We start from the raw sequence: 22,861 nt of genomic DNA, 5'->3' as shown, positions 1-22,861 counted from the left end.
CCGCCGGTCAGGAACTGAACTTGATGTCGCTCGCCTTGGCCGCCGTTATGAAGGCGCGGCGCACCTGCTCTGGCCCGGCGGCATCGTTGAAGACGTCGAGCACGAGAAGCTCGGCAGCCTTGGCCGCCGGCGTCTGCTCCGGCCAGTCGCTCAGCAGCATATTGCCGGCCTGAACGACGTTGTAGACGGTTCTGGTCTTGCCATTGATGGTGATCTTCACCGGCTTGAAGCTTCGCCGCCTGCTCATGATGCAGCCCCCCAACGCGGAAACACGCGACTCAACGAGCGACGTCGGGACTCGTTCCGGTTGAGGTGACTATCTCACATGTTATCGTCGCTGGGCGAATCAACTTGCCGGCAGCCGGACGTGCGAGAGCCAGAAAAAACGAGGCGACCAGTTTTTGGTTGCCCGCCTGCCGCACAGGAGACGGGGGGGGTAAATCTCGTCGGACGACCCACCGAATACATATCAGTCTCGAGTTGTAGATAATCTGCCCTTGGAGAATAAACCTACAATTTTGCGGCTACTCATCTCTATATAGCCGCCAGACTAGCATTCACGATAGTATTACTCATTGCAATAAATATTGATCTGTGTAAAGTAACTGCACAGCGCCTAGACGCGCAATGCCTAAGGAAACACCCCCTTTCTTAATCCCCGCTTTTCGCGGGGCTTTCTTTATCAAAATGAATCTCCGGAGGCGGGTGGACCTTTTCCGGTTTTTTTGGAGCGTGGAGTACTGTTGCCGCGGCAGCTCCGCCTTTCCATCACGCACACTGGCTCCGCGAAATCCCGACCACGGGAGAGATCCAACGGTGTTATGCGCATGCAAGCGCGGAGTTTGTACAGCAGGCAGCAAACGCTTTTTAAGCGGTCCGCATCATCATTCGACCCGGAAACGAAAAACCCCGCCGAAGCGGGGTTTCTAGCTGGTCGGAGTGGAGTGATTCGAACACTCGACCCCCACGTCCCGAACAACAACGTTTGCGTCGAAAAGCCCAGAACCCCGGGGTTTCCTGAGCGCGACCGTGACGCCTAAACGCACCATTTTACGCTCAATCGTTGCCAATCGTTGCCGTAAGATGGCGCGCAACGATCACACGGCGGCGAAGAAGTCAATCCAGTTTCGGCAAAAACTTGCCGGATCACGAGACACCGAAGACAAACCCCAACACCCTGCCGGCAACCGTCGGCGGGACGCTTAGCCATGAAAGGAGATCAACCTGCAAATCATCGATTTCGAACCCACCGGCGGCTTTGCCGGAGACGGCGCCCGCGTGCTCGCGCGCTTCTCGATCCAGATCAGCGCCGACCTGCGACTTTGTAACTTGCGCCTCGTCGACACTCAAAAAGGCCTTCGGACCTTCTTTCCATCCGTTAACGGCGGCGGCAGATCGGCCACCACGTCAACTTCACTTTCCCGCCAGATTACCGCAGCCGCATCCGCATTTTTAGAGGGGCATGAGACCGCCTATGACCGCAGCCAAGCCTAAGCCTACCGCCATCCCCGACCTGTTTGCAGCTGGCGACTTCGACGGCATCGCGTCGGTCTACTACGGGATCTACGATCGCCTCACCGACTGGGGGCATTCTACGGCAAGCGTTGTCGTTGCGCCCGCAGCCGAAGATGGCGCAGTGGATTTCGAGCGCGCCTCCCCCATTAACCTAGAGCAGCCATCAAGCGACAGCGGGCCGGCCGACATGGGCGAAGCGCGCCGCTGGGCAATCCTCGTCGATGAAATTGACGGCTGCGACGCCGGCACTTCCATGCTTCTCTGGCTCGATCCTGCGACCGGCAATCCTAGCATGGCGCAGATCGCAGGTCCGGACCTCGACGCCGACATCGCAATGCGGATTATTGGGCGCGACATCGGCGCCGCCGCTCCGCCGAAAGAATACAAGCCGGGCCCGATCGCGGAGAGTTTGGCAAAACTGGCCGCAAAGCCAGAACCTGTTGCGGCAAACGACAACAAGCCGGGCGCTCATTCCGACCTCGCCGCTCGTCTGACACGCCTGCAACGGCAGTTCGGCGGCTCCATCATGTCCGGCGAGATCTACGGCGCAAAAGTCGGCGACAAGAGCGGGCGTATCTATTTCGCGGCCGACGGCAGCGCCCGACTCCATACCCATCGCGGCATATTCGAAATCATCGAAGACAAGCCGATCGCCGCGACGCCCTTCTCATTGGGCGATCCTGCCGAAATTCCCGAGCGCGACTGGCTCTACGGCAAGCATTACATCCGACGCTACGCGACCGCATCGGTTGGGCCAGGCGGCGGTGGCAAGACGGCGCACTCCATATCGGAGGCGCTGTCAATGGTGACTGGCCGGCCGCTGCTTGATCCAGAAGGCGGCCTGTTCAAACCGCTGCGTGTCTGGTGGGTGAATGCCGAAGATCCCGTCGACGAGATCAACCGTCGTTTCCACGGCGCGGCCAAGCACTTCAATGTGACGAACGACCAGATCGGCGGCAGGCTCTTCACAGATTCCGGCCGCGACCAGAGTTTCGTCATTGCCCGCCAGGAAGGTCGCGACTTGAAAATCGTGGAGCCGTTCGTCGAAGACATCGTCTCCGAGATCCGTAGGCGTGAGATTGATGTGGTGATCATCGATCCGTTTGTATCGACCCACGAGGCACAGGAAAACGACAACGGTGCCATGCAGCGTGTTGCTGCGGCTTGGGTGCGTGTTGCCGACGAGGCCAACTGCTGCGTCGAACTCGTCCATCACGTCGCAAAAAACCAGGGTGAAGTCACCGCGGACAGCGCCCGAGGCGGCGGCGCATTCAAAGACAAGGTGCGGAGTATGCGGGTGTTCAATGTCATGACTCACGCCGAAGCGGAGAAAGCTGGCGTCGAGGACCCTCGCGCCTATTTCCGGCTCGATCACGGTAAGGTCAACATGATCGCTTCCGGCCGGTCGCAGTGGCGCCGTTTTGTTTCCGTGCCGCTGGGCAACGGCAAGGGCATTGTGAAAACCGGCGACGAGATCGGAGTGGTCGAGGCGTGGCGCTGGCCGTCGGCGGACGTCCTGGCAGATCTGGCGGCCGAGGAGCGACAGGCTGCGGTCGCGAACGTTCCTGAGCAAACGCTGGCCGGCTTAAAGGTTCGGCTTAACGCTTCTGATTACAAGGCAGACCAGCGAGCCAAATACTGGGCTGGCAACCTGCTCGTCGAACTCGGCGTCGCGATTGACAAGGATCAGGCAAAAGCAATGTTGGCGGCATGGATTGAAGCAGGCGAGCTTGAAATCGTGCGTAAGAAGGATGCCAGTAGGCATGAGGCAGACTTCATAAAACCGGTTGCGGGGATCTAGTTTCAACCCCCGCAAAAGGACTTCCGCACCCCCGCAAAACAGTGCGGCGGCGGGGGTGTATTCCTATGAGGGAATACCCCCGCACGCTGCGTATGTTAAAAATTTTGACCCCCGCAGAACAGAAATCCCGCGAGCCGCGGCTAGGCGCCGCTATCACACGTGCTTATGCATGTCATAGAACAAGACGCGGTCGCGCTCGTGATCAATCTCCGACCGAATGCGGCTGTACGAGAACCGCCGACGCCACTTCTTGCCACCGTATTCAACTACAAGCACAAAGGGAGCGTAATCCCTCAGAAACAAGGCGTCGGATATAGAGTTATCGCAGATCAGCTGACCATCGCGTGGTGAGACTAATGACGCATAAGCGACAAAAGCCTCATGCCCGTTGATAGTGGCCATTCCGTCTACTGTTCTGTTTTGGTTCCTTGCATGAAAGAATAGCGGTATCACTTCTGGCCGGTGTTCAACCTCGAGCCGTCCAGATATGCTAATGGGCCTGCTTGAATTGTTTCGGCCAGCTAAAGAGACCGCGAAAACGCTGAAGTCCACCGCATTGGTATTCGGCCTGGCATTCATTTGAAGGATCTGGTGCGGCTCAAATGTGACAGGAAAAATCAATCGCTTTAAGATATACAAGCGCTCTGGCGACCGTGGCTGCCAGTTTTCCCTAAGAGACAGTGGAATACCGAGGCGCTGACGGAGGATCGGAGAAAAGTCTCGCAATATGAGCAATGCCAGAATTCCGATCAGGAAGTACTCAGGGTATCCTGCGACCAGTTTGGCAGCTGCTCCAAGCTCTGACGGCACCCCATTTATCGCAGACCGTAGGGTCACAACGCCTACCAAGGTAGCAAGAAAAACCAATGACCATGCGAATCTCCTGATAACCCAAACCATGCGATGACTCTTCGAATCGAGGACATTGTTCCAAGTTTACAGCCGAAATTTTATTGAGGTGGTACGAAAATTTCTCATCCGCAAGATTCGCAATTTGCACCCGCCACACTCTCACCGTTGACAAAATTGTCAGTTTACGCCAGCCTTTCGACATCGGCCCTCGACGGCCAGCAGCAAGCAAGAGCCGCGGCAAGCGGCCTGAACAAGCCTCCCTATTCCAAGGAACTACATCATGACATCAAGAGCGCGGCCCGTCGCCTCGAACGATAACGTGCCGCGTCAGGCCGATGAATTCGCACACGATCTTGCCGAGCGACGCGCATGGCTCGCCAGTCTCCCCCATAACCCGAAACCGGTTTTAGCCTGGCCTACAATTGAGCGCCTGTCGCGGCTGGAAAATCCTGAAGCCGCGCGCTCGCTCTACCGGTACGCCCAGTTGATGGCGCCGCCACACATGATCGTTGCAAACGATAATGATCCTGATGCAGCCGCTCCGGAAGGTGATCCCGACATGCGGCATGAGATGCGTCCCGGCATCGACGAGATGCTCGATGCTGCCTCGCCTGGTATGCGCAGCCGGGTCGTTTCCGCAAAGATCAACGGGACATGGACAGTCATTGAGCGCCACGAACCGGGCTTCAGGCTTTCTGGATCCGATGTGCAGCTTGGCAATCTTGTCTTCCGCAGCGGCAAGCTCGTTGCCTATGGCCAGACAGCACGCGGCAGGAGCAAGACACCGGTGGAACGCACACGGCAGCCGAAGGGGTATGAGGCGCCGCCGAAGCGGTCTCAGGAATCGATAAAGTTCCTGCTTCCAGCCAACGACAATACGCCGATCGCCACCGGCGCCGGCTGGCTCGGTGGCGTGACGCGGGCGAGTGGCAATTCTACGCGCCAGGATCATGGCGACCACCTGGCCGCAATTGAAATGGACCGGAACGCGAGACGCGCCGCGGTGCGTATGGCTCTTGGCCTGGACGCAGCGGTGCTCGATGCCGCAATAACAGATGCCACGGCCCAGCAGATCGGTGAGGCTTTTGGCTATTCCGGCAAGACCGCCGAGCGTCGCGGCATAGAGAAAATCAACGCAGCGATTCGAAAGCTGCAAGAAATTGCAACTTAATCGTCCCTAAAGAGGTGCGCCGGAACGTCTCTATATGAGGCGGCAGAAATGCTGCGATCTTTGCCCGTCACTCCAGTTCCGGTGGCTGGCTCTTTTCTTACCGTGACTCCGGATGAACGAGCACGGTGAACCACATGGCGTGGTGGCTAAGCGCTGGCTCTCAGGAGCTGGCGCTTTTCTTTTGCCCTCTCACCCATCAATTCTCAAAATAAGGAAATCCCATGGCTCTCACCGGCCTTCATGTCGTTTGCGGGTACGCCGGCTCGCAATCTCAGCGTCACACATCTCAAGCGCTCTTCGGCAAGATCTCGTGGAGCGAAGCACCAGCTTCTGGCGTCACATCCACCAATGCGGCGCCGCAGTCATCTGATATCGCCGGCGATGCAATCTTCAGGATCAACGCCGCAGCTGACTCGTGGGTATCTATCGGCCCGACGCCGAACGCAACGGCTGGCACTCGTTTCATGGTCCGTGCCGGCGCTGATTACGATGTCTACGCCCAGCAGGGCTATAAGCTGCAGTGGATCGCCGCGTGATGCAGACAGCCACTCTCGCCGCGGCGATCGCGGCACTCGAGCGCCATCTTGGCTTCCGACGCGGTCGTCTTGTCTCGATGGCCCAGCGCCTGCAGAACGCAGGCGCTATCCCCACCGGCGCGCCGCGCACCCCGCCACAGCTCACGCTTGCCAACGTCGTCGATCTGGTCGTTGCCTACGCCGCCGACGCGCCGCTGCACCTTGCTGCACGGTCTGTGGCAACTTACGGCGCTTTGACGCCGGGTGGCGCCAATCTCGATGGCGCGCCCGCCAGGGTTAAAGTCACCGCGGCTGAATATCTGACATCTATTGCGGCACTCGCGGCCGGCGGCGACACTGGTATTCGGCGCCTCAAGCTCGAGTTCGTTTCCACCTGGCCGGAGCTGGCCGTTCATTTCGAAGTCGGCTCTATCCATCGCTTCCAAGCTGTCGGCGCTCTGCCTGACCATTGGCAGGCCTCTGGTCATCGCCAATCACTCACCATAAACGGCGCCGCGTTCGCTGATGCCATAAGGGAGATCTTCCATTGAAGACAGAAAATTTTCGCGTGCCGCCGCTCAGCGAGCTAGATCCTGTTTACAAGGACCTGGAGAACCGCCGCAGCCTGCTCATCGACAAGCAAACCGCAAACACGCGCGAACAACGCGGCGTGGAGGAGAGGCTCGCAACCCGCCCGCCCGCGCAGTATTCCCAAAATGTAGCCGAGCTTCTTGGAGAGGCCGGGACCGGCGAAGAGTCGGAGCACGGTTTGTTGGATAAACTGAAAACACTTCGTGCCGAAGCTGCGGACATCGACAAAGCTCTCTCCGTCATAAACCAAAGACTGGAAGAGCAGCGGATTCAGGCCAATAAATTGGTCGTCGAAGCTTCCCGCAAGGAGTACGGCCGGCGCGTTGCCGCGATCGTCCATGCGCTTGAAGGCGTGGCTGCGGCCCGAGCTGGCTACGATGAATTGCGATTCCAGTTTGAAGATCTGGATATCCGGTGGTCAACGCTCGGCCCGATGTCGCTGGGCTTTCTCGGTGAGGCAAACGACGGCCAGATCCAGCGCGTAATTCGGGAAGCAAAGGATTTGGGGTATGTTTGAGCGCGCAACAAAGAAGGCAGTTAGCCAAGGCCGCAGCGTCAAGCTGCCTGGCAAGGCCGCCCAACACACCGATGCGAAGCCTATTGATATTGCGCGGGAACTGCGCGCCAAGTCAGAACTTGGTCGGCGTGAGGCGAAGCTCGCCGCCGCGGAGGCGAACCTGGGTGGCTGAGCGAATCTCTGGCTATGCGGCCCGTTTCAACAGCGAGACGACTATTGCTGGTGAATTCCGAGAGATGCTGGCGCCGGGTTGTTTCGCGCGGACTCTTAGGGAAAATCCAGACGTGGTGATGATCTTAGATCATGATCCTGGCCGCGTCCTTGGTCGCACCACCGCAAACACACTCTTCCTCAGGGAAGATGCCACCGGCCTTTGGTTCGATCTCAATCCTGATCCTACGACGCCTAGTGGCCAAGAGGCCATCGGCTGTGTCCGACGGACGGACATCCGCGGCTGTTCGTTTGGTTTTCGGGTGAGGTCGGAGGAATGGCGGGACGGCGAGAACCGTCTGCCCCTGCGGATCATAAAGGACGTCGATTTGGCGGAGGTGACGTTGACGGCATTTCCGGCATACACGGACACCAGTGCCAGCTTCCGCGTGTCCAGCAGAAACGATGCGGCCGATCGCGTCAAATCAAAGGCAGAAGCGGCGATGAAGGCGCGAGGCATCACGGTATGACGCAGCGCAGCCCCGAGGCCCAGCTGTACCACCGGCTGTATCGCACAGCACTATGGCGCCAAATGAGGCAAGCCCAACTGGCCCGTGAGCCGCTCTGTCACATGTGTGCCGAAGCGGGCGTGGTGACAGTAGCAAGTGTCGCTGACCATAGCACTCCACATCGTGGCGACGAAGCCCTCTTCTTCGATGCGGAGAACCTAGCCAGCCTATGCGGTCCGTGCCACAGCCGACACAAGCAGCGCCTCGAGCGCGGCGGCAAGGTCGTTCGGTACGGCGTCGACGGCTATCCGATCTGATAGGCCGGGAGGGGCGGGTCAGATCTCTTTCGGCATGCCGCACAGGTGACCGGTCCCTCCCCGTCGTGCATATGCGCCATGCCCCGGTTGAGAAAATATTCTGACCGGGCGCAAACGCTGCTTTGCAAGCCATTCAGCCAACTTGCACCCCGGAAAAACGGACAAAAACGATGGCAAAACCGCCAAAAGCGCCGGTACATCTACGCCCGGCAACGCAAAAGTGGTGGCGTTCTGTGCTTGCTGATTTCGATCTCGAAGACCACCACCTAAGGCTGCTGCAATTAGCTGCCGAGGCCTGGGACCAGGCGCAGGGCGCGCGCGAGGTTCTCGACAAAGACGGCCAGACTTTCATGGATCGCTTTGGCCAGCCCAAGGAGCGCCCCGAGGTTGGCATTCTGCAAAATGCCCGTATCGCCTTCGCTCGCTTGCTTCGTGAGCTTGCGCTCGATGGTATCGACGCACCTGAAGCGCCACGAATGTCCCGCACTCGCGACTATGGGCGGCGAGCATAATGCCCATCCGGAGACGAACAAACCTTCGTCGCGCCGGCGAAGTTGAGGCCTGGTCCGGCTACTTCCAAAGTGGCTGCGACTTTTTCGATGACCTGGCCGCTATAGGCCTCACCGAAGATACGGCCGAACCCCTGGCCGAAGAAACATGGCGCCGGATTGGTCTCGAAGTGATTGAGCACATCGAAAACCTCCACCGCAATTTCTATCCGCCGCCGCGCCCGTTCTGGGCAGAAGAGAATTTCGGGCCAGCCGCAAAAGCTGGCAAGCGTCGGCGATAACCATAGGACAGAATCTGTGACCACAACCACATCACTGCCGTCGGCAGCGAAGCCCTTTGCAATCGTCGAAGCCGACTTTGCGGACGGCACTTACAAGTTCGGCCTGTCTTGGGCGCTCGCGTCCGAATGGGAAAAGGATACGAACCGCAGCTTGATGGCGACGTTCCTTCAGGCGGCGCGTATCCACGTTGCCACGATGGGCGACATCCGCGAGATCGTCAGGCTGGGCCTCATCGGTGGCGGCACCGAGCCCGCCAAGGCACTGCGTCTCGTTCGTGCCTACGTCGAGGAGCGGCCTGCCGTCGAAAACTTCCCGTTGATGATCTCGATCCTCGACGCCTTCTTGAACGGCCACCCCGAGCCGACGCCGACCGAAACAGAGAGCGCGCCAGCCAATGGCTGATTATGACAATGCTGCTTTTAGAAGGCGGCTGGCCAAGATCCCGCGGATAGTTCGCAAGGCAATGCGGGAAGCTATCGAGAAAGACGCCGAGGAGTGGGTGCGGCTCGCCCAATCCATCGCGCCCGTCGACCCTGAGGATGGCGTTTTTCTCAAGCCTTCCATCCGTAGCGAGCCGACAGAGACAGGCGGCCAGGTAGTTCGCGCCGGCGGCAAGACGACCACCCGCCAGACAGAGAACGGCCCTTACGACTACGCCGTCGGCCAGGAATTCGGGACGCAGCACATGCCCGCGTCGCCATTCTTCTGGCCAGCTTACCGCAGCCTCAAAAAGCGGTTCACAAGTCGCCGACGCCGGGCGCTGAACAAAGCCGTGAAGGAGTGGAACAGCAATGGCGGGTGAAGCCACACTATATGCCAGGATGGAGCTGCGCCTAAACGACGCCGAGAAGCGGCTTGCGAAGTTCCAGCAGACGGTCGACAAGTCGATGGCTGGCGTCGAGGGACGCTTCCAGAAGGCCAACGACAACATCGCAAAGACCTTCGAGCGATCGACAGGCCGCATTACGCAGTCTGCCGGCGCTCAGCGCGCAGCGGTGCAGAATCTCAGTTTCCAGCTCAACGACATTGCCACGTCGCTTGCCGGCGGCGCTTCGCCCTTCACCGTTATGGCCCAGCAAGGTAGCCAGGTGGCGCAGGTGTTTCAGGGGTCAGGCGGCGTCATCGGCGCGGTGCAGACGCTCGGCGGCGCGTTCACGCAGATGGTCAACCCTGTCGCGCTAGCGACGTTCGCGATTATCGGCCTCGGCGGTGCGGCGGTACAGTATTTCTCCTCAATGCTCACCGAGGGCGATAAGTCGGAAGCCACGCTCAAAGAGCAAGCCGACTTGATCCGCGCCGTAGCTGCGGAATGGGGCGGCGCAGTGCCCGCTCTAAAGGCGTACGTCGACGAGCTCGACCGTGCCAAGAATAGCGGAGACCTGATCAAGGCCAGCGACACGCTCGCGGACCAGCAATGGGACGTGGCGCGCAAGCAGGTCCAGGATTTGAACCTCGACATGGCAGCCCTCGTCCAGGATCTGCGCTTAGCTGGTGCCGAGGATGAAACGATCCTTCGCCTGCAGAACGCCTTCAATGCCGTTTCCTCTTCCGTGAAGGATGGCAAGGAAAACACGGCCGCAATGCAGGAGGTGCAGGACTCGCTCGCCGCGGCAATTAGCCAGACAGGCATCCCAGCGCTCGATGGTTTCGCCACTGCGTTCGGCTCGTTGGCTGGCACAATTGCCGGCGCCGCGCGTCAGGCTGCCGTGTTCCGGCAGGAGGCGATCGACGCCCTCACCGTCGGCAAGAACGGCCCTAAACTTGGCGCGCTCTCGCCGCTCTTCTCCGACAACGGCAAGATCTACAGCCAGGACCAGTTCACCCCCGGCGGCGAAGTACCGACGCCAGGAGCCAATCCTTCACGAGATCTCAGCGTCACGCACGATGACATCTACGGGACGCCGACAAAGTCAGCTGGCGGAGGCGGAAGAAAGTCCGCGGCCGAGCGCGAAGCTGACGCGGTCAAAAAGCTCATAGAGCAGCTGGAATTCGAACAGCAGACGTTGGGCCAAACCGATCAGCAGCGAGCCGTATCCAACGCGCTGCGAAAGGCAGGCTCGGCCGCCACCGATGAGCAAAAAGCTCATATCACTGAACTGGTGACGGCTATCCAGTCCGAAAAGGACGCACTCGCTCAGAACAAGCAGGCTATGCAGGAGCTGCAAAACGTTGGCAAGGATCTGCTCGGCGGCTTCATCAGCGACCTTCGCCAAGGCAAGTCGGCAACAGAAGCCCTCTCTGGCGTGCTGGATAAGCTCGTCGACAAGATGATCGATGCATCACTTGATAGCCTGTTTAGCGGCGCCTTCAGTGGTGCTGTCGGCAAGGGCGGTCTCCTCGGCGGATTCCTTATCCCCGGCATCCTGCATAGCGGCGGCGTCGCCGGTTCGGATGGATATGGCCACGGACGCGCCGTGTCGCCTTCGACATTTGCAGGAGCAAAGCGATACCACACCGGTGGTGTTGCGGGCCTGCAGCCAGGCGAAGTGCCGGCCATTCTGCAGCGAGGCGAGGTCGTCCTGCCGCGCGGTACGAAGATGGGCGGAGGACAGCAGTCTGGGGTGCACGTCACCGTAGGCGTGTCAGCCGATAACAACGGCAATCTGATGCCATTCGTCGAGTCCGTGAGCCGCAAGACGGTGGCCGCGGCAAGCCCTCGTATCGTCAACGCTGCGACTCAGCAGGTTGTACCCACGATGGCAAAATATCAAAACGACAGCGCCGGCGGAGATTATAGAAATGGTTGAGAGCATGGATCCGAAACTACCCGAGACACAAGAAGACGAACTCGACCGGGCGCCCTCTGAGGCGCCTGAAGACCCCGGCATCCCGCACGAGGACGGCACGCTGTTCGCCGACGGTGTCGGCTACGCCGAATAGATAAGCCCACCCCACCATTCCATTCGCAGGCTCGCTCACGCGGGCCTTTTTCTTTCTTGGAGAATTTATGCCCGCACCTACAGCAGCCATCGCATGGCGCGACTACGTAACCGACGGCGTGCCGTCTTCCGGCAATCACAATCCGAAGAAATTGGAGATCCGCTCCTGGGGTCTCTGGCTCGAATCGTTCATCAGCGCGATTGGCGCCAACAGCGGCTCGATCTTCACAACGCGCGCCGCACTGTTCGCCGATCTGGCCCATGCCGCCAACTCGATGGCGTGGGTTATCGGCGATACGACTGTCGCCTATAACGGCATCTATCGCAAAAGCGGCGCGTCAGGAACCGGATCCTGGACGCGGGTTGCGGACCTTCCGTACAGCTTCATCACCGCTGTGGATGCTGGGGCCGGCACGCCGAACGCGATCCAGGCAACGAGTACAATACCGGTCTCCGAATCGGCGCTCATCGTGATGAACATCTTCGAGGCCAACACCGGATCGCCGGTAACGGTCTCGTTCAATGGTGGCTCGACGCTCACCGTCAAGAGCAACAGTGGGAATGACATCTCGGGCGGCGGCCTGACGGCCAACATGCGGGTGCTAGGCGTCATTTCCGGCACCGAATTCCGGCTGGTCAGTGACCAGGTCTCGGCCGCGATCGTGGCTGCGGCTGAAGCAGCAGCTGCGTCGGCTGCCTCCTCAGCATCGACCGCCACGAGCGCTGCAGCCACTGCGGTTGCCGCCGCGGCGTCGATCACCAATATTCCGATCGTCTTCAAGGCTTTCGGCGATCTGACCGCCGATACTGTTTTGAGCTATTCTGGCTCGTTCCCGGTTGTCGCAGGCTCAACCGTCGTGCAGGTCTCATCGAAGGGGTGGAGCTATATCGTCGCCGCTTCCGGCGCGAGCGATTACCACATCATAACGGCCGGTGGGGTGAAACTTTATGCACTGCCGTTCAATGGCTATGTGCATGTCGAGCAGTTTATCCAGGCTGGGTACGTCAACAGCACGACCAACGTCCTGGCAGCATTCACGGCGGCTATCGCGACGGCACATCGCGTCAAGGGCGACCCCGAGCACATCTACGGCATCAATGGCAAGATCACTCTTGCGGCTGGCAGCTGGATCGAGGATATCTCCGCGAAGCAGCTGGCGCCGCACGCTACAACCAGTGTTGTTACGATTGGCTCGACTTCTGTCAGCAACATCACGCTCAAGCGCGTCAAGGTAGATCGCAATGGCGACGGAACCGGCGGCTCTCTCAACAACGCGGCTGGCATCTCGATCTCTGGAGGGTCTGGGCATTATCTAGAGGACTGCGAAGCCTTTGGGTCTGATATCGGCACCGGTATCGTGATCACCAGTGCGACCGACTTTCAGGTTGTTAGGCCACATGTCCATGACATTCTGTACGTATCGGCTTCGCTTCCGGCTGACGACCAGGCCCAAGGCCTGTGGCTAAGCGGCTGCTCTGATTTCTCAGTCTTGGAACCAAAGATCCACCACATTGGCGGCATCGTCGGTGGATCGTACCGCAAGGCGTTCGGTCGCATGATGCCGATCGGGTTTGGTTGTTCCCATTTCCGTATCATTGGCGGCGAAATGTACGACGGCGACGTCGGGATCGATCTGACGGGTTCGAAAGGCAATTTCAACTTCGTTGTCATGGGCGTCACTGTCCGCGATGTCGAGACCTGGGGTATCAAGGTCGCCAACTATAACCGGTATGGTGAAGTCATGGGCTGCAACGTCCACCGCGCCGGTTCGGCTGGTTTCGTTGGTTCCGGCCCGACTGTGGACGTTGATCCAGATACCCCGGTTCCCGCAAGCTTACCACTGCATGTCACCTTCACGGCATGTGGCGCATGGGACACCGGCAAGGACAATACAGGCCGCGGCACGTCGCAGCCTGCCGGCTTCCTGATCATCCCAGGCTCGGCTCCTTCCTATCAGGATTATCCCCGCGGCTATCGGATGATTGGCTGCACCGCCTACGACAACCAAACCGTCAAGACCCAGTATCACGGCTTCCGTTGTGAGACGACCTTCGGCGGCCAGCCGATGAACGAGGTGATCAATTGTAAGTCCGGTGGATACGCTGCTGGTGGTCAGCACGTGGCGTTGTTTCCCTATCCGGCTTGCAGGGTATACAATAGTGCGGCGGTCTCGATCCCCAACAACTCGTCAACCATCGTTTCCTTCAATGCCGAGGATTTCGACGGCGCATCGATGCATAGCCTCGTGTCGAACACCGAAGCCGTTCTTGTCCAAGAAGCAGGCTGGTATCGTGTTGAGGGCCAGGCGACATTTGCGCAAAACGGCACCGGGTTGCGCAGTGCTATCGTCAGTTTCGGCGGGGTAAATTTGCCGCGCATCACCGATAGCCAAGGCGGAAGCTCTGCCAATGACACGACGGTTCGCGTTAGCGGGGTTGTCTATGTCAGTGACGTCACCGGACCGTTCAGGCTCAGCCTATATCAAAACTCAGGCGCGGCGCTGAACGCAAGCAATGTGCAACTGACGGTAACGAAGGCGATGCCGAATAACTAGCGGCGGAGCATGGGGCGGGCTTCGGCCCGCCTCTTCAGCTTTCGTCTTCCCTGTCGGCAATATCCTCAGCCAACTCCGCAGCATGCTCGGACAAAACGGCAGCCACGTTGTCGAGAAGCTGAGCCAACTCTGGATCGCTGGCGAAAAGCCGTTCCTGGTTCGCTTTTAGCTTCTCGATGTAGAAGTTGTGAATATGCAATGAGCCAGTGATCTGCGCGAGGCTTGGCATGGTGGTGCTCCATCTATGGCGAGAGCCGCGCGAGCGTGCGGACAACTTTCCGCATGAATCGTGGATATCGACATGTTGCATGTTGCGCAACAGCATTACATGTAGCACGGTAAGCTACCGAAAGGAGAGGATGGTTGCAGCCATCCCCTCCTCGCGCGGGCGCAGCGCCAGCAGTCTCGGGGCGACCATTTCGCTTTGTCAGAGCGGTCGTTCCCGTGACTGCAGGCAAAGCAAACTGTGTACGCAGGCCGAGGTCAATTGTAACGCCGGCCTTTAATCGCTAAACAGGCGGCAATTCCACAGGATTCACATCATATTGCCGAAGGCTCAACCGCCATATGGTCGGTAACAGCAGGCCGTGGGTGAGCTAACCAACCTCCAATGTGTCTACTTCTTCCCGCGCCGCTCGTCTCTTTCGCGGCGCCATTTCTGCAGATCGGTCTCGCCAGAGTTCTCTCGCATCCACTTTTCGTATGGATCTTCGTTGTCATTCACGCCGAGACCGCTGATCTCGTCAAGCTTGGCGTCGATCGCTCTTCTGTCCCACTTGCGAGTGCCAGGGATGGCCGGCGGCATCTTGTGTGTCGCGACCCAGAGCGAGAACGTCGATTCGGCGATGCCGCAGTAAGTTGCGGCATCCTTTCTTCCCATGAGGCGGGTTTCCGTGGTCATGCGCGCACCGATCGCTTAGAAGCTGGGCGCTTTTTTCTGGTCAGCCTCTGGAGTTCTTCATAAAGGTTATGGTCGGAAATGTATGGTTTCACCGGTGGCGGCTTCGGTGACTTGGCTGGTTCCCTGAGAGCCTGCCATATAGCTAAGAGATCGGCTTCGGAAAATAGGTAGTCGCGGCCGGATCTAGAGCAATATCCATATTGTCTCGCGATCTTGATGAGCGCACGATTAGTTAGCCTGAGGCGGCTGGCGGCTTCGTCTGCAGTGTAGATGGTGTCTAGGGGTGCTTGCGCCATTTCTGACCCTTCCTGAAAGGGCACACGCTAGCGTTATGGCGCATGGAGTCAACTGAAAATATTGAGTATTTTCAGCTGCTTGCGCCAACCTACAAATTTGTCAAGCCGGATCCCGGAGGCGGACGCCAGGGCCGCCCGATCCTGAATAGCTGCCATCGAGGAAAGTCACGCCGGCAGCTTCAAGCGCAACCTGAATAGCTGCGAGATTGTTGGCTATGGGCGTGCGCCGGCCTGCTTCAAAGTCACGTAGCGTCGAAGGTGATACGCCAGCTTTGGCCGCGAGTTCCGGCTGCGTCCAGTCAATCATCGCGCGCGCCGCACGGCATTGTTCGGGTGTCATTGAGCGATCTCATTAAAAAGTGATGACGTCAATATTTTCTATTGACAATCAGCTGACGTTGGTGTTTTTTAATGACATACACTTTTTAAACTCCACCTGCAACGAGGAGCAAGCACATGACCATCCACATCGCCACCGATGACAGAACTTTGCTGCCAAGGGCTCTTATTAAGAGACCTTTTAACCAAGCCGAAGCACGGATTGTAAGAAAGACGAAGGCTTTCGTCAGCGCGATGCACGCAGCAGACGAGATGCATGAAGAGGAGTTGGCTCGGAGCTTGATGGTGTCGATGGACGCCACCCGCGAGCGGGCAGCACGGACAGAAGCGACGACGCCCGAGCTAGCAGTCCTTCAGTTGGCCATGGCGATCGGTGAGCTTGACCGGTTCGACGCGGGTTGGATCGCGGACGATGATGGAGAGTTGAGCCTGCGGCAGATTCAGAGGCTTGCCGCTTCCGTACTTTCCTTCCTCGAGCGCGAGACTGGCGTGATGCGTGAGGACGTTTCCGCTGATTATTTCGCAGGCAACAGGCCGGCGACCAACTGAGCACTGCGTAACCGACGACCCCTGTCAGGTGGATCATGACCCGCCACATCCAGAACCGCATCAAGATACGCGAGAAGCAGGGCGGTCGCTGCTGCTACTGCCTTCAGCCGATGGTTCTCAGTGACCGGCCACCGTGGAAGCAGCCGCCGAATGCTGAGACACTCGAGCACCTGCGGCGGCGCGCCGACGGCGGCCGCAATAACCGTGACAACATTGCCCTGGCATGCAAGCGCTGCAACGAGGAGCGCGGCACCATGGATTGGCTCTTATACACGACGTACCGCCGCGGGGAGCTTTGGGAATTGATTGAGGAGGCGCCACCCGGCGCGCCTCGGAGATAGCCGGTGGCGGCCGGCTGAGCTGCCCGTCGTCGAGCCGCATTGGCGGCGGGCAGCATGAACACCGATGGCCGGCGCGATCACCACCCTCTCCCACCCACGAGGCGCGCCGGCCGGTCTATTTTCTGGACATATCCCGACGCGATGCAGACAAAGCTTCCCGCGACTTCACGGAGGAACGATGCCGACTGCTGCAAACGATAATCTGCTTCCCGACGCACCGATGCGGCTGGCCGATGTCGTGCCGGTAGCCTTTCCGCACGGCGGGATGACGGTGAGCGGACTGCGGAAGGAAGCGGCGCGCGGCCGGCTGGTCATCATGCGCATTGCCGGGAAGGATTTCACGACGCTTCGAGCGATAGAGGAGATGAAACAAGCATGTCGCGCGCCCGCAAACCTGCCCGCCTCTGGCTTCGCCCAGCCAACAAAGACCGTGCCGCGGTCTGGGTCATCCTCGACGGGGGCAAGCAGTTCGGCACAGGCTGCGGTGAGCATGATCGTAGCGGAGCTGAAAAGGCGTTAGCCGAGCACATCGGCCGGCAATTCCTAACGCAGACACCATCGAAGAACCGTCCGGCGTCGGAAGTCGCCATCGCCGAGGTGCTGGCTCACTACCTATCGCTCAAGAAGGACGTTGCCACCCGGCCGAAGGAGCTCGCGGCTCGTGCTGAAAACCTCATGTCCTACTGGGGCGACAAAACGCTCGACGACATCACGAGCGCGACCTGCGCCGAGTACGTCAAGATGCGCGGAACGCCAAACGGCGCCCGTCGCGAGCTCGAGGATCTGCGGGCAGCTTGCCGTCAGGCGATCGCCGACAAGGTCACACGCGAGGCAGTGACCGTCACGCTCCCACCAAAGGCGAAAGGCCGCGTCAAGCACCTGGAAAGGTCGACGATGGCCAAGCTGATCTGGGCGGCTTACCGCAAGCGCAGCAAGTACCGGGGAGTACCGAACAAGTGGCGTCCGACCATTCATATCGCCCGCTTCACGCTGGCCGCCGTCTACACCGGCAGCCGATCGGCGCGCGTATGGCAAGCCTCGTTCATTAAAGAAGAGGGGCGACCGTATATCGACCTCGACGCCGGCGTCTTTTATCGCGCCTGGGAAGGTGAGGCAGTCGCCGACAATAAGCGCGCTCCTCCGATTCGCCTGCCGGGGCGCCTGCTCGCACACATGCGCCGCTGGCATCGCATGGGCGCCAAATATGTCGTCGAGTACAACGGCAAGCCGGCCGATCCGAAGCGCGCCTTCAGGAACCTTGTTGATGAGGTGCTGGGCGATGATGCGAAAGGCGTCGTCAGGCACACGCTGAGGCACACCGCAGCCACTTGGCTGATGCAGGCCGCAGCCGACAAGTGGGAGACGTCAGGCTATCTCGGCATGACGCTTGAGACGCTGGAAAAGACCTATGGCCACCACCATCCCGATCACCAGGCAAATGTCGGTGCAGCGTTCACGACCGGCCGCGCAGGGAGGAAGAAGTGACCATTCATTGCCGTATTCGTTGCCGTGTCTTCCCGAGCAGCAATATCGGCGAAAACGAAAAACCCCGCCGAAGCGGGGTTTCTAGCTGGTCGGAGTGGAGTGATTCGAACACTCGACCCCCACGTCCCGAACGTGGTGCGCTACCAGACTGCGCTACACTCCGTGACCAGCGGCGCTTCTATAGAACAGCCTATCTGGTTGCACAAGCGCCAAATTTCAAAAAGCCGAGGGATTTTTTGACGGGTTGATGACAGGGGCCGGAATGGGCCGCTGCAGCAAAAAGACACACCCGAAGCAAATCGAACGGAAGTGCAAAAGGGGCAATTTTCTTTTGCCGGGTTCCGCGCTAAAGGGCTCGGCGGGACAGGCGAAACCGCCGTGACGGCGGCTTCGCAGCCAATGCGCCAGAGATCAGGGACGACACGATGAAACTCCGCACCATCACCGCGGCCGGGCTTGCAATTGCGCTTGCCGGATGCACGACCATTCCTTCCGCCGGCAATCCGATCGAGGCCCGCTGGGTCGGCAAATCGGCCGGCATCTTCTTTGCCGCCTACGGGCCGCCGATCAGCGATCGCGAGGAAGGTGCGAGCACCATCTATACCTGGCGCGGCGGCTACAAGACCGTGCGCATTCCGGCCAAATATGCCGAGGGCGCCGATGGCAAGCGCGGCAAGCAGATCGCCGCCGCCCGCACCGCCTATCTGCGCTGCCAGGCCGACATCACCACCAGCTCCGACTACACGATCCGCGACATCCGCACCGTCGCCGACATTCCGGGCGTTAACGGCCCGTCCTATTGCGCAGAGTTCCTGGCGCCCGAACAGAAGTAACGGCCGGTTCGTCCGGCATGTGAGGACAGGCGGCCTGGTGCCGCCTGTTTTCGTTTGGGGCTACAAGTTTAGCCTCAAAGCATCCGCACCACGGCAGTTGCGGATCGTTTCAGGCCTACGGCCTCAGGCACGGGTCACGGAACGAATGATGATGTTTAGGTCGTGCCGCGAGGCCCCCTCATCCGACCCTGCGGGCCACCTTCTCCCCGCTGGGGAGAAGGGGAAGCAAGTCGCTCCGACACTCGCAAACGAACCCGCCTGCTTGTAGGCACTTCATCCAATGGGGTGGATGGCGAAGCGCCACTCTCCCTCTTCTCCCCAGCGGGGAGAAGGTGGCCCGAAGGGTCGGATGAGGGGGCCTCGCGGCACGACGTCAATGACAAGAGCCATCGTTGCCCCACGAGCCGTCGATAGGTCTCACCCCTCCGCCGGCCCGTAGAGGCCGAGCTCATCGAGGAGCGCGCGCTGCCGGTCGACGTTTTCGACCAGGAGAGCGGTGTAACGCTCGACGATCCGGCCGCGGTGGCCCGGATCTGAGACGGCAGAGAGCGCGCCTGATATGGCGGCGATCTTTTCCGAGACCTCGCGGAGTTCTTCGAGCAGCTCCGCCTTGCCGCCGGCTTCAGCGACCGCCTGCTTCGTCACCTTGCCGATGCCGGCCGGCGTGCGGCTGCCGGCGGAGACGTAACCCTCCGGCAGGTCGCCCTTGAGATTGACGACCGACTTGAAGCGGATGACGTCGAAGATCTGGTCGACCGCCTGCTTGGCGCCGGTCACCCGCGAAGGGTGGTCGGTATCGGCGGCGGCATGCGGCAAAAGCTCGAGCTTGCCCTTGTGACGCTGTTCGAGCGGCAGGTAGGGCAGCATCGGGCCGCTCAGCGCGCCTGTCGCGGCATCCCTGAAGAGGTCGGCGTCGATCGCCGCATGCGCGATCTTGCCGGTCGACAGGGCCGCGTCGAGCGCGTCGGTATCAACGACCTCGCCACGGTCGTAATTGACGAGCACGGCGCCGTCCTTCATGGCGGAGAGCACCGTGGCATCGACGGTGCCGGCATTGGAATAGACGCCGGTCGATGCGTCGAGCCGGCCGAGGCCGATATGGACGGAGAGCACATCGGCGCCGCTTGCCGCTTCGACCGGGCTTGCGGCATAGGTAAAACCCTCCGCCTCGATCCAGCGCTTGTGATGCGCGCGGGCGTAGATCGCCACCGTCATGCCGAAGGCCTTGGCGAGCTTGGCGACTTCGCGGCCGATATTGCCATAGCCGAGCACGGCGAGCTTGCGGCCCTCGAGCTTTGCCGTCGGGAAATCCCTGAGCTGACGGCCCGTGTCGAAATCACCGCCGGCGACCATCCGGTGCAGCCGGTCGACCGGCAGGTCGGGAACGACCTTGAGGATCGCCTTCATCACCATCTGGGCGGTCGCGCGGCTGTTGATCCCCGGCGTGTTCATCAGGGGCGCATCGCCGCCCTCGCCGTTGCCGCCGCCCCAGGAGGCCGAGCCCATATTGGCGGTGCCGGCGCCGATGCGCACGCCGCCGAGCGGGAAGACGGAAGCCTTCGGGATGAAGGTCGCCGCCGCGATCAGCGCGTCGTACTGGCCCTTGTCGGTCTGCGGCAGGATCTCCGCCTCGGTGCTGAGATTCGGCAGATAGAAGAAATGGATGCGGTCCTTTTCGAGGCTTTCGCGATCACCCAGCGGGCCGAGATGGAAGACGCCGCCCTTTTCCTCGATATAGGCCTTGACCTCGCTGTAATCAGGCTCGCCGTCGGCGCCGAAGCGTAAGCCCACCAGATCGGCGATCAGCACCGTGTAGGCGCGGGTCGGATCGTCCTTGCGCACAGCGCCATCGGCCTTGACCGGCGCCTCGAAGGTCACGCCGTGTTTGGCGAGTTCTTCCTCGAGCACGACGATCTTGGCGCGCAGATAGGCATATTGCAGGTTTTCCAACAGGGCGACGACATCTTCGGGCTCGCGGATGCCGCCGACCCAGGCGCGGTAATCGCCCGGCGTGCCGGGGAAGGCATTGACGTAGTGGGCGGCATCGAGGCCGGGCTCGTATTCGCCGTTCGGATGGGTGATGCCCTCATAACCGAGCAGCTGCTTGGAGCGGGCGATGATGCGGGCGTGGATGCCGGCATCGGTGATATCGGCGTCCTCGACCTTCAGCAGCGTCACCGCCGCACCACGCCGCTCGGCATCGGTGACGGTCAAGGACAGCAGCGGGTGCGACTTGACCCATTCGTCGACCACCGCGCGGTTGGCGGCGGAGCGGCGGTTGAGATCGACGACCGAGCCGACCCGGGCTTCCGACTGCAGCAGGCCGAAGGTGGTCTCGGCAAAGGCGAGCGCGCTGTAGGTGTTGATGACGCCGCCGAGCATGCGGTCTTCCGCGGCATCGTAGAACGGCCCGGCATCGACGGAGCGCTTGGCCGAAAATGGCTGGCGCGGATCGATCGGCGGGGCGATCTTCAGCTGGCGCGGGATCGCCCAGGCCGGATCCTGCTGGTTCTTCTCGATCAGCGCCAGGGCATGCGGCGTGAAGGAGGCGACGAAATAGCCGGAGATGCCGCCGATCGCCTTCTGGAACGGCATGAACAGGCAGCATTTCGCCATGACGGCGCTGACCAGTTCAGGCTCCCAGGGCATGGCGCCGAGCATCGAGGTGGCATCGAACACCGCATGGCGGTTGGCCGGATCGCCGTCGAGCCAGGTCAGCAGTTCGCGGATCTCGCCGCTGGTATAGGCATTCGCCCCCGTCGTCTCGTGGCCGACGCCGACGAAGATCGAAACGCCGAGGCTGGACAGTTCGGCCGCCGTCGGGATCACCCCCTCGGAGGCGGCGAAATGAATGCGGCTCTCGCAGCCCTTTTCGGCGAAGCGCTGCATCTCGATCAACTGCGTCGCCCAGGACTGGCGGAAGAAGCCGGCCGCCCTCGACGGATCGCTCTCCGGCCGCGGCGTATCGACATAGAGGCGCTGGCCGGCGTCGTTGGCATTCATCAGGTGCTGGATGCAGACGGTGAAGCCGCTATGGCCGCCGCCAAGCCCGACCGCCATGCGGTTCTCCCTGGGGAAGCCGAAATAGCGATGGATCGCCCGCATCATGTCGGTCAGGATCTTGTCGGCCGGATAGCCGCGATGCATGCTGCGGGAAATCTCGGCCGTGGTGAAGCCGCCGATATCGTTGCCCCGATCGTCGAACTTGCGATAGGTCTTCTCGATCCAGGCGTCGAAGGCGATGCGCCGCAGGCGGCTATCCACCTCGTCGGTCGTCGCATCGGTGATCGGCCCGACCCCGAAGAACGGGTTGGACGGGAGCTCCGGCGCACCCGAGGCGGTCTGTCGAAGGGCGATCGATCGCTGTTCCTGCATCTGCGCGATATCTGTCATTACCTGCCTGCCTGTTTCCGGAGCTGAAGTCGCCGTCATGGTGAAGCGACCGCCCCGGCAAGACAACCTCATCTGCGCCGAACGACAGGCGAAACGCGCCATCGGTGGCCATATCGTTGATGATAGCGCGATGGGCGGGGGGACGCGACGCGCTTTCCTGCCTGCAAATCGGCGGTGCCGGATGGACGGAGGAGAAGTGGTGCTGCGGATGGAGGGGCAGAGGTGGTGCCGCGAGCTGCATCGCCGGTGCGTTTGGCAACAAAGCCAACCACACGCTCCGTATCCCAGGGCTTGACCCTGGGATCCACGGCCAAGCACGCGGACTTCTATTTCTCTGTCGTGGGGCGCCTTCGCTGTTCGCCCAGTGCCAGCCGCATGGATCCCAGGGTCAAGCCCTGGGATGACGGAGGAGAGGTGGTGCCCGGGATGGAGGAGCAGAGGAAGTGCCGGGGACCAAAAGCCGCGCCGGGCGCGATGAGCGAACCGCGAGCGCGGCGCCGCGAGCTGCATCGCCGGTGCGTCTGGCAACAAAGCCAACCACACGCTCCGTCATCCCAGGGC

At 60.6% G+C, this 22,861-nt stretch carries 25 protein-coding genes and 1 tRNA gene; 18 read left to right on the top strand and 8 right to left on the bottom strand.

Annotation, left to right across the window (positions count from 1 at the left end):
- Nucleotides 1–7: 7 nt before the first annotated feature.
- Together J2J99_RS05540 and J2J99_RS05535 are read right to left on the bottom strand one after the other, a co-directional pair.
- On the bottom strand, nt 8–247 hold the full coding sequence (locus tag J2J99_RS05540; protein ID WP_039618371.1) for a DUF982 domain-containing protein: 240 nt from the start codon (nt 245–247) through the stop codon (nt 8–10).
- Between the two features lie 899 nt (nt 248–1,146).
- Entirely contained in the window at nt 1,147–1,350 is a 204-nt protein-coding gene (locus J2J99_RS05535) for a hypothetical protein (RefSeq protein ID WP_168301742.1), read from the bottom strand.
- 124 nt (nt 1,351–1,474) lie between these two features.
- Here J2J99_RS05535 and J2J99_RS05530 point away from each other — a divergent pair, with 124 nt between their 5' ends.
- Nucleotides 1,475–3,316 (top strand): AAA family ATPase, encoded by a 1,842-nt coding sequence (locus J2J99_RS05530; protein WP_168301741.1) that lies wholly within the window; start codon nt 1,475–1,477, stop codon nt 3,314–3,316.
- Nucleotides 3,317–3,469: 153 nt separating this feature from the next.
- On the opposite strand, the gene J2J99_RS05525 is transcribed toward J2J99_RS05530, so the two are convergent.
- Nucleotides 3,470–4,216, bottom strand: coding sequence for a hypothetical protein (locus J2J99_RS05525; protein WP_168301740.1), 747 nt, complete (start codon nt 4,214–4,216; stop codon nt 3,470–3,472).
- Nucleotides 4,217–4,487: 271 nt separating this feature from the next.
- On the opposite strand from J2J99_RS05525, the gene J2J99_RS05520 reads away from it, so the two are divergent.
- The 13 genes from J2J99_RS05520 (at nt 4,488) to J2J99_RS05460 (ending at nt 14,163) form a co-directional block, all read left to right on the top strand.
- Nucleotides 4,488–5,339 carry a hypothetical protein gene (locus J2J99_RS05520; protein ID WP_168301739.1) on the top strand — a complete coding sequence of 284 codons (852 nt, stop codon included), beginning with the start codon at nt 4,488–4,490 and terminating at the stop codon, nt 5,337–5,339.
- A 221-nt stretch (nt 5,340–5,560) separates the two neighbouring features.
- On the top strand, nt 5,561–5,875 hold the full coding sequence (locus J2J99_RS05515; RefSeq protein ID WP_168301738.1) for a hypothetical protein: 315 nt from the start codon (nt 5,561–5,563) through the stop codon (nt 5,873–5,875).
- Nucleotides 5,875–6,405 carry a hypothetical protein gene (locus J2J99_RS05510; RefSeq protein ID WP_168301737.1) on the top strand — a complete coding sequence of 177 codons (531 nt, stop codon included), beginning with the start codon at nt 5,875–5,877 and terminating at the stop codon, nt 6,403–6,405. Before J2J99_RS05515 ends, J2J99_RS05510 begins: the two co-directional genes overlap by 1 nt.
- A complete protein-coding gene (locus J2J99_RS05505; protein ID WP_168301736.1) occupies nt 6,402–6,962 on the top strand; it encodes a hypothetical protein in 561 nt (186 codons plus the stop codon). Before J2J99_RS05510 ends, J2J99_RS05505 begins: the two co-directional genes overlap by 4 nt.
- Entirely contained in the window at nt 6,955–7,134 is a 180-nt protein-coding gene (locus tag J2J99_RS33885; RefSeq protein WP_246735453.1) for a hypothetical protein, read from the top strand. Before J2J99_RS05505 ends, J2J99_RS33885 begins: the two co-directional genes overlap by 8 nt.
- Nucleotides 7,127–7,642: an HK97 family phage prohead protease gene (locus tag J2J99_RS05500; RefSeq protein ID WP_246763150.1), complete on the top strand. Its 516-nt coding sequence runs from the start codon at nt 7,127–7,129 to the stop codon at nt 7,640–7,642. The genes J2J99_RS33885 and J2J99_RS05500 overlap by 8 nt, the downstream gene beginning before the upstream one ends.
- 466 nt (nt 7,643–8,108) lie before the next feature.
- Nucleotides 8,109–8,450 (top strand): P27 family phage terminase small subunit, encoded by a 342-nt coding sequence (locus J2J99_RS05490; protein WP_168301733.1) that lies wholly within the window; start codon nt 8,109–8,111, stop codon nt 8,448–8,450.
- Nucleotides 8,450–8,728, top strand: coding sequence for a hypothetical protein (locus tag J2J99_RS05485; protein WP_168301732.1), 279 nt, complete (start codon nt 8,450–8,452; stop codon nt 8,726–8,728). Before J2J99_RS05490 ends, J2J99_RS05485 begins: the two co-directional genes overlap by 1 nt.
- 16 nt (nt 8,729–8,744) lie before the next feature.
- A complete protein-coding gene (locus J2J99_RS05480) occupies nt 8,745–9,131 on the top strand; it encodes a gene transfer agent family protein (protein ID WP_246763149.1) in 387 nt (128 codons plus the stop codon).
- Nucleotides 9,124–9,531 (top strand): HK97-gp10 family putative phage morphogenesis protein, encoded by a 408-nt coding sequence (locus tag J2J99_RS05475; RefSeq protein WP_168301731.1) that lies wholly within the window; start codon nt 9,124–9,126, stop codon nt 9,529–9,531. The genes J2J99_RS05480 and J2J99_RS05475 overlap by 8 nt, the downstream gene beginning before the upstream one ends.
- Nucleotides 9,521–11,476, top strand: a complete 1,956-nt coding sequence (locus J2J99_RS05470; protein ID WP_168301730.1) for a phage tail length tape measure family protein — start codon at nt 9,521–9,523, stop codon at nt 11,474–11,476. Before J2J99_RS05475 ends, J2J99_RS05470 begins: the two co-directional genes overlap by 11 nt.
- Nucleotides 11,469–11,609: a hypothetical protein gene (locus tag J2J99_RS05465; RefSeq protein WP_168301729.1), complete on the top strand. Its 141-nt coding sequence runs from the start codon at nt 11,469–11,471 to the stop codon at nt 11,607–11,609. Before J2J99_RS05470 ends, J2J99_RS05465 begins: the two co-directional genes overlap by 8 nt.
- A 67-nt stretch (nt 11,610–11,676) precedes the next feature.
- Nucleotides 11,677–14,163 (top strand): hypothetical protein, encoded by a 2,487-nt coding sequence (locus J2J99_RS05460; RefSeq protein WP_168301728.1) that lies wholly within the window; start codon nt 11,677–11,679, stop codon nt 14,161–14,163.
- A 34-nt stretch (nt 14,164–14,197) separates the two neighbouring features.
- Here J2J99_RS05460 and J2J99_RS05455 read toward each other — a convergent pair whose 3' ends face one another.
- The 3 genes from J2J99_RS05455 to J2J99_RS05445 all read right to left on the bottom strand — a co-directional run bounded on the left by J2J99_RS05455 (nt 14,198) and on the right by J2J99_RS05445 (nt 15,700).
- Entirely contained in the window at nt 14,198–14,392 is a 195-nt protein-coding gene (locus tag J2J99_RS05455) for a hypothetical protein (RefSeq protein WP_168301727.1), read from the bottom strand.
- Nucleotides 14,393–14,779: 387 nt separating this feature from the next.
- Nucleotides 14,780–15,043, bottom strand: a complete 264-nt coding sequence (locus J2J99_RS05450) for a hypothetical protein (RefSeq protein WP_246735450.1) — start codon at nt 15,041–15,043, stop codon at nt 14,780–14,782.
- A gap of 417 nt (nt 15,044–15,460) precedes the next feature.
- Nucleotides 15,461–15,700 (bottom strand): helix-turn-helix domain-containing protein, encoded by a 240-nt coding sequence (locus J2J99_RS05445; RefSeq protein WP_168301725.1) that lies wholly within the window; start codon nt 15,698–15,700, stop codon nt 15,461–15,463.
- A gap of 116 nt (nt 15,701–15,816) precedes the next feature.
- Between J2J99_RS05445 and J2J99_RS05440 the strand changes: the two genes are divergently transcribed.
- The 3 genes from J2J99_RS05440 to J2J99_RS05430 all read left to right on the top strand — a co-directional run bounded on the left by J2J99_RS05440 (nt 15,817) and on the right by J2J99_RS05430 (nt 18,074).
- Nucleotides 15,817–16,248 (top strand): hypothetical protein, encoded by a 432-nt coding sequence (locus tag J2J99_RS05440; RefSeq protein WP_168301724.1) that lies wholly within the window; start codon nt 15,817–15,819, stop codon nt 16,246–16,248.
- A 35-nt stretch (nt 16,249–16,283) separates the two neighbouring features.
- Nucleotides 16,284–16,589: an HNH endonuclease gene (locus J2J99_RS05435; RefSeq protein WP_168301723.1), complete on the top strand. Its 306-nt coding sequence runs from the start codon at nt 16,284–16,286 to the stop codon at nt 16,587–16,589.
- Nucleotides 16,590–16,964: 375 nt separating this feature from the next.
- Entirely contained in the window at nt 16,965–18,074 is a 1,110-nt protein-coding gene (locus tag J2J99_RS05430; protein WP_168301722.1) for a site-specific integrase, read from the top strand.
- Between the two features lie 86 nt (nt 18,075–18,160).
- Here the strand turns inward: J2J99_RS05430 and J2J99_RS05425 are convergent.
- Nucleotides 18,161–18,237 (bottom strand) — tRNA-Pro (locus J2J99_RS05425).
- 262 nt (nt 18,238–18,499) lie between these two features.
- Between J2J99_RS05425 and J2J99_RS05420 the strand changes: the two genes are divergently transcribed.
- The gene (locus tag J2J99_RS05420) at nt 18,500–18,907 is read left to right on the top strand and encodes a hypothetical protein (RefSeq protein WP_168301721.1); all 408 of its coding nucleotides are present in this window, start codon (nt 18,500–18,502) and stop codon (nt 18,905–18,907) included.
- A 417-nt stretch (nt 18,908–19,324) separates the two neighbouring features.
- Here J2J99_RS05420 and J2J99_RS05415 read toward each other — a convergent pair whose 3' ends face one another.
- A complete protein-coding gene (locus tag J2J99_RS05415; RefSeq protein WP_168301720.1) occupies nt 19,325–22,300 on the bottom strand; it encodes an NAD(P)-dependent oxidoreductase in 2,976 nt (991 codons plus the stop codon).
- Between the last annotated feature and the right edge of the window lie 561 nt (nt 22,301–22,861).

Origin of the sequence: Rhizobium binae (assembly GCF_017357225.1) — a bacterium.
Taxonomy (GTDB): Bacteria; Pseudomonadota; Alphaproteobacteria; order Rhizobiales; family Rhizobiaceae; genus Rhizobium; species Rhizobium binae.
This window is presented reverse-complemented; position numbering and strand designations above follow the sequence as displayed.

What these genes read in the sequence shown, in the direction of transcription:
- J2J99_RS05540 (WP_039618371.1), bottom strand. Translation starts at nt 247, where the DNA reads ATGAGCAGGCGGCGAAGCTTCAAGCCGGTGAAGATCACCATCAATGGC.
- J2J99_RS05530 (WP_168301741.1), top strand. Translation starts at nt 1,475, where the DNA reads ATGACCGCAGCCAAGCCTAAGCCTACCGCCATCCCCGACCTGTTTGCA.
- J2J99_RS05525 (WP_168301740.1), bottom strand. Translation starts at nt 4,216, where the DNA reads ATGGTTTGGGTTATCAGGAGATTCGCATGGTCATTGGTTTTTCTTGCT.
- J2J99_RS05515 (WP_168301738.1), top strand. Translation starts at nt 5,561, where the DNA reads ATGGCTCTCACCGGCCTTCATGTCGTTTGCGGGTACGCCGGCTCGCAA.
- J2J99_RS05510 (WP_168301737.1), top strand. Translation starts at nt 5,875, where the DNA reads ATGCAGACAGCCACTCTCGCCGCGGCGATCGCGGCACTCGAGCGCCAT.
- J2J99_RS33885 (WP_246735453.1), top strand. Translation starts at nt 6,955, where the DNA reads ATGTTTGAGCGCGCAACAAAGAAGGCAGTTAGCCAAGGCCGCAGCGTC.
- J2J99_RS05490 (WP_168301733.1), top strand. Translation starts at nt 8,109, where the DNA reads ATGGCAAAACCGCCAAAAGCGCCGGTACATCTACGCCCGGCAACGCAA.
- J2J99_RS05485 (WP_168301732.1), top strand. Translation starts at nt 8,450, where the DNA reads ATGCCCATCCGGAGACGAACAAACCTTCGTCGCGCCGGCGAAGTTGAG.
- J2J99_RS05475 (WP_168301731.1), top strand. Translation starts at nt 9,124, where the DNA reads ATGGCTGATTATGACAATGCTGCTTTTAGAAGGCGGCTGGCCAAGATC.
- J2J99_RS05470 (WP_168301730.1), top strand. Translation starts at nt 9,521, where the DNA reads ATGGCGGGTGAAGCCACACTATATGCCAGGATGGAGCTGCGCCTAAAC.
- J2J99_RS05465 (WP_168301729.1), top strand. Translation starts at nt 11,469, where the DNA reads ATGGTTGAGAGCATGGATCCGAAACTACCCGAGACACAAGAAGACGAA.
- J2J99_RS05460 (WP_168301728.1), top strand. Translation starts at nt 11,677, where the DNA reads ATGCCCGCACCTACAGCAGCCATCGCATGGCGCGACTACGTAACCGAC.
- J2J99_RS05455 (WP_168301727.1), bottom strand. Translation starts at nt 14,392, where the DNA reads ATGCCAAGCCTCGCGCAGATCACTGGCTCATTGCATATTCACAACTTC.
- J2J99_RS05450 (WP_246735450.1), bottom strand. Translation starts at nt 15,043, where the DNA reads ATGGGAAGAAAGGATGCCGCAACTTACTGCGGCATCGCCGAATCGACG.
- J2J99_RS05445 (WP_168301725.1), bottom strand. Translation starts at nt 15,700, where the DNA reads ATGACACCCGAACAATGCCGTGCGGCGCGCGCGATGATTGACTGGACG.
- J2J99_RS05440 (WP_168301724.1), top strand. Translation starts at nt 15,817, where the DNA reads ATGACCATCCACATCGCCACCGATGACAGAACTTTGCTGCCAAGGGCT.
- J2J99_RS05435 (WP_168301723.1), top strand. Translation starts at nt 16,284, where the DNA reads ATGACCCGCCACATCCAGAACCGCATCAAGATACGCGAGAAGCAGGGC.
- J2J99_RS05430 (WP_168301722.1), top strand. Translation starts at nt 16,965, where the DNA reads ATGTCGCGCGCCCGCAAACCTGCCCGCCTCTGGCTTCGCCCAGCCAAC.
- J2J99_RS05420 (WP_168301721.1), top strand. Translation starts at nt 18,500, where the DNA reads ATGAAACTCCGCACCATCACCGCGGCCGGGCTTGCAATTGCGCTTGCC.
- J2J99_RS05415 (WP_168301720.1), bottom strand. Translation starts at nt 22,300, where the DNA reads ATGACAGATATCGCGCAGATGCAGGAACAGCGATCGATCGCCCTTCGA.